Here is a 4,664-nt window from a genome sequence, read left to right as displayed (position 1 = left end):
TCATGCTGCCTCCTTCGTTCTCGCGCGTTGCTGCACTCCGGGCCTCACACGATAAGGCGAGGGACGCCCGCCGCCAACGATTTCGTTTCCGCGGCCCCTCAGCCGCCCGTGCGGGCCAGGGCCGCCTGGGGCCGCGGTTCGCGCCGGGCGACCATCCGCGGCTCCGCCGGGATGCCGGGCTCCGCCACGCGAAAGGCGCCGGCCAGCGCATCCAGCGTGGCCGCCGTGCCCGCCGTCTGCTGACTGGTCTCGGCCAGGTGGCGCATGGCCTCGCGCTGCTCCTCGGCCGCGCCGGCCGACCTGCGCGCGCCCTCCAGCGTGGCGCCGGCGATCTGCCGGATGCGGCTCACGTCTGCCCGCAGCGCGTCCATGGCGGCGGCCTGCCGGTCCGCGTCGCCCGTGATGCGCTCGATGAACTCCACCGTCTGCCCCAGCCCCTGGACGATGATCCCCAGCGAATCCTTTCCCGCGCCCGCCACGGCGCCCACGCCGCGAATGCGCGAGCTCCCCGCGTGCAGCCGCTCGCGCACCTCGGCCAGGGCGGACGCCGTCTGCTCCACGACGCCGGCCACCTCCGCCGCGCTGTTGCCCGCCTGGGCGGCCAGGGTGCGCACCTCGCCCGCCACGACGGCGAACCCGCGGCCCTGCTCGCCCGCGCGGGCGGCCTCGATGGCGGCGTTGAGGGCCAGCAGGTTGGTCTGCTCGGCGATCTCGCCGATGGCGGCCACGAAGCCGCTCACCCGCGCGCCGGCGGCCTCCAGCGCGTCGATGGCCGATTCCAGCCGGCGGTAGTCGTCCGTGAGCTCCATCAGCAGGGTGCCGGCGCGCTCCACGCGGCGCGCGTGCTCCTCCGCCTCGCCCCGCAGCGCCTGCGCGGCCTCGGTGGAGCGCGCGGCGGCGGCGCGGAGTGTGTCGCTCTCCCGCGCCACGGACTCCACGGACGCCTCGCCGCGGGCCACGAGGGCCAGCTGCTGTCCCGCATCGTCCGCGGCCTGCAGGGTGGCGTCGCCGATGACGCGCGCGGCGGCCTGCACCTCCTCGGCCGTCGTCCGCATCCGCTCCGACAGCGACGCCAGGGACCGAGCGTGCTCCTGGATCTGACGCACCATCTCGCCCACCGTCTGCGACATCAGGTTCACGGAGACGGAGAGGAAGCCGATGTCGTCCAGGTGCCGGTCCGGCAGCCGCGCGCCAAAGTCGCCCTCCTGCGCGCGGGCCAGGGCCTGCCGCACGCGCCGCAGCCGCCGCGTGTACGCGATGGGCCCGCTCGTGGCCAGGTATCCCGTGCCGGCCAGGAAGAGCAGCTCCATCACCACCACCCAGAACGGCGGCCCCGTCTGGAACCCCAGCCCCGCCCACCGCCCGATGGGGTAGACGATGCACGCCTCCACGAGCTGCACCCGCGCGGCCAGGGGCATTCCCAGGGCGTATCCGCCGATGGCGAACACCAGGTACGGCAGCACGAAGTAGCCCCGCTCGCCCAGCGCCCACACGAAGACGGCGGAAACGACGGTGTCGGTGAGCTGCACGCCCCAGAACTGCCAGGGGGCAAAGCGGCCGGCCCGGTGCAGCAGCGTCGCCGCGCCGTTGGCCAGGGCGATGATGCCGCTCAGGACGAGCGCCGTCGTGAAGCTCACGTCCACGGCGCCGGTCGCGTGGCCCAGCGCTGCCACGCCCACGCAAAGAACGACGAGCATCCAGCGCATGCGCATGGCCTGGCGGTGGCGCTCGCGCATGACCGTCCACCGCTCGCGGGCGAACAGCTGGTCGAAGTCGACGGCGGGTGCGTTCAAGGGAACCGCGTGGGGATGAATGGCGAGGGGCACCGCGTGGATCGCCGCGCCCGGGCGGGCGCGGCGATGCCGTCCATTGTCGCCCCGCAGGGCCGTACGTGTCAAGCCGTTGCGCGGACGTTTGCTACCGTTTCGCGCAGCAGCGTCCACGCGGCGCGGACGTGTTCCTCCGTCGTCCGCAGGTTGCCCACGGCCAGGCGCAGGGCCAGCCGGCCGCGCACGCGCGTGTGGCTCAGATAGGACCGGCCGGTCGCGTTCACGGCGGCCATGACGCGCTCGTTGTGGGCATCCGTCTCCTCGTCCGTCATCCCCCGCGGCGCGTGGCGAAAGACGACGAGGCTGAAGGGCACGGGCGCCATCACCTCCCATCCCGGCTCCGCGCGCACCCATTCCGCGAAGCCGCGGGCCAGGCGCACGTGCTCGCGGATGCGGGCCGCCATCCCCTCCGCCCCGAAGTATCGGAGCGTCATCCACAGCTTGAGAGAGCGAAAGCGCTTGCCCAGCGCGGGTCCGTAGTCCATCAGGTTCGTGACCGTCTCCCCCTCCGGCGTCCACAGGTACTCGGGGACGAGGGAGAAGGCGCGGCGGATGACGTCCGGGCGCCGGCTGAAGAGCACGGAGCAGTCGATGGGGACGAACATCCACTTGTGCGGGTTGACGACGAGCGAGTCCGCGCGTTCCGCCCCGTCCAGCACGTGGCGCATCTCCGGGACGAGCGCGGCGGATCCGCCGTACGCCGCGTCCACGTGCAGCCACAGCCCGTGCCGCTCGCAGGTGTCCGCGATGGCGGGAACGGGGTCGATGCTGCTCGTGGACGTCGTCCCCACGGACGCGACGACGGCCAGGGGGCGGATGCCGGCCGCGCGGTCCTCCTCGATGGCGGCCTCCAGCGCCGCGGGGTCCATGCGGAACTCGGCGTCCGTGGGGATCTTGCGCGTACCGGATCTCCCGAGGCCGAGCGTGATGCCCGCCTTGTCGATGGACGAGTGCACCTCCTCGGACGCGTAGACGCGCAGGCGGGGCAGGTCGCGGCCGCTCATCCCCTCCTCGCGCACGCCCAGGCCCGCCGCATCGCGCGCCGCGGCGATGGCGATGAGGGTGGAGATGGACGCCGTGTCCTGGATGGTGCCGTGAAAGCCCGCGGGCAGGCCCATCAGCTGCCGCAGCCAGTCCAGCGTGCGCTCCTCCAGCTCCGTGGGCGCGGGGCCGGAGCGCCAGAGCATGGCGTTGTTGTTGAGCGCGGCGGACAGCATCTCGCCCAGGATGCCCGGCCCGGCGGCCGTGATGGCGAAGTAGGCGAAGAAGTCGGGGTGGTTCCAGTGCGTCATCCCCGGGACGATCACGTCGCGAAAGTCGCGGAGGATGTCGTCCACGGGCTCGCCCTCCGCCGGCGCGGACGCGGGCAGCCGCGCGGCGACGTCGCCGGGCTGGACCTGGGCGAGCACGGGGTATTCGCCCGCGTGGGCCAGGTAGTCGGCCATCCAGTCCACCACGGCGTGCGCGTGCCGGCGAAACTCCTCCGGCGGCATGTCGCCCGGTGGGGCGGGGAGGGGCGTGGGATCGGTGCTATCGGTCATCCAGAGATATGCCTCGGTCGAAGAACTTCGTCTCGGGCTCCGGTCCTGGAGCACGGAATCCAGCATCCTGCCGCCCGCGGAGGGCCTCCACCCCCCGGCCCCCTGCCCCCGCTCCGCGGGGGAGGGGGAGAACTGCATCATGTGAGACTTTGTCCCGGTGCAGTGAGCCCGTTCGAAGTCTATCCCCTCTCCCGCGCAGTTTGCGGGAGAGGGACGCGAGGAACGAGCGGGGTGAGGGCCCTTCGCGCGACACGCGCCGCATCGTAAGTTACGCGCGTCGCCGGTCCACCGCACTCGCAGACGATGCCGATGATCCGCACCTCGTCCCCCGTCGCCGCCGCGTTGGCGGAGCGCCGCGCCGTCGTGGCGCTGGAATCCACCGTGCTCGCCCACGGGCTGCCGCGCCCGCGCAACCTGGAGGTGGGCCGCGCCATGGAGCAGGCCGTCGCGGACGGCGGCGCCGTGCCGGCCACCGTGGGCATCGTGGCCGGCGTGCCGCGCGTGGGGCTGGACGCGGCGCAGGTGGAGCGGATGGCCATGACTGACGGCGTGCTCAAGCTCTCCACGCGCGACCTGGCCGTCCCCGTGGCGCGCGGCACGGACGGCGCCACCACCGTCGCGGCCACGATGTGGCTGGCGGGGCGTGCCGGCGTGCAGGTGTTCGCCACGGGCGGCATCGGCGGCGTGCACCGGGGCGAGGACCGCGACGTCTCGGCGGACATCACGGAGCTGGGCCGCACGCCCATGGTGGTCGTCTGCGCGGGGGCCAAGTCCGTGCTGGACCTGCCCGGCACCCGCGAGGCGCTGGAGACGGCCGGCGTGCTCGTCGTGGGATACGGGACGGACGAGCTGCCGGCGTTCTATTCCGCCCGCAGCGGCATCGCCGTGGACGTGCGGGTGGATGATGCGGATCAGGCGGCGGAGCTGTGGCGCGCGCACCGCGGCCTGGGGCTGCCCGGCGCCCTGCTCCTCTGCGTGCCGCCCCCGGCGGAGCAGGCGCTGGACGCGGACGAGGTGGAGGGCGCCATCGCGGACGCGCTGGCGGGCGCGCGCCGCGAGGGCATCCGCGGCAAGGAGGTGACGCCGTACCTGCTGCGCGCCGTCGCCGCGGCCACGGGCGGACGGTCGCTGGAGGCCAACGTGGCGCTGCTGCTGAACAACGCGCGCGTGGGCGCCGCCGTGGCCGTCGCCATCGCGCGGGCGGACGCCGCGTGAGCAAGGACGCGCTCCGCGCCCACGCGCGCGCCACCCTCCGCGCCCTCGCGCCGGACGTGCGCGCGGCGGCGGAAACCGG

At 74.2% G+C, this 4,664-nt stretch carries 3 protein-coding genes; 1 reads left to right on the top strand and 2 read right to left on the bottom strand.

Going from position 1 to position 4,664, the window contains the following annotated elements:
• Positions 1-98: 98 nt before the first annotated feature.
• Positions 99-1,793, bottom strand: a complete 1,695-nt coding sequence (locus VFZ20_RS10555) for a methyl-accepting chemotaxis protein (RefSeq protein ID WP_329683833.1) — start codon at positions 1,791-1,793, stop codon at positions 99-101.
• A 101-nt stretch (positions 1,794-1,894) separates the two neighbouring features.
• Positions 1,895-3,370 carry a pyridoxal phosphate-dependent decarboxylase family protein gene (locus VFZ20_RS10550; protein WP_329683832.1) on the bottom strand — a complete coding sequence of 492 codons (1,476 nt, stop codon included), beginning with the start codon at positions 3,368-3,370 and terminating at the stop codon, positions 1,895-1,897.
• Positions 3,371-3,679: 309 nt separating this feature from the next.
• Between VFZ20_RS10550 and VFZ20_RS10545 the strand changes: the two genes are divergently transcribed.
• Positions 3,680-4,585: a pseudouridine-5'-phosphate glycosidase gene (locus VFZ20_RS10545; RefSeq protein WP_349264082.1), complete on the top strand. Its 906-nt coding sequence runs from the start codon at positions 3,680-3,682 to the stop codon at positions 4,583-4,585.
• The last annotated feature ends 79 nt before the right edge of the window (positions 4,586-4,664 follow it).

The sequence above is a fragment of the Longimicrobium sp. genome (assembly GCF_036280135.1).
Classification (GTDB): domain Bacteria; phylum Gemmatimonadota; class Gemmatimonadetes; order Longimicrobiales; family Longimicrobiaceae; genus Longimicrobium.
This window is presented reverse-complemented; position numbering and strand designations above follow the sequence as displayed.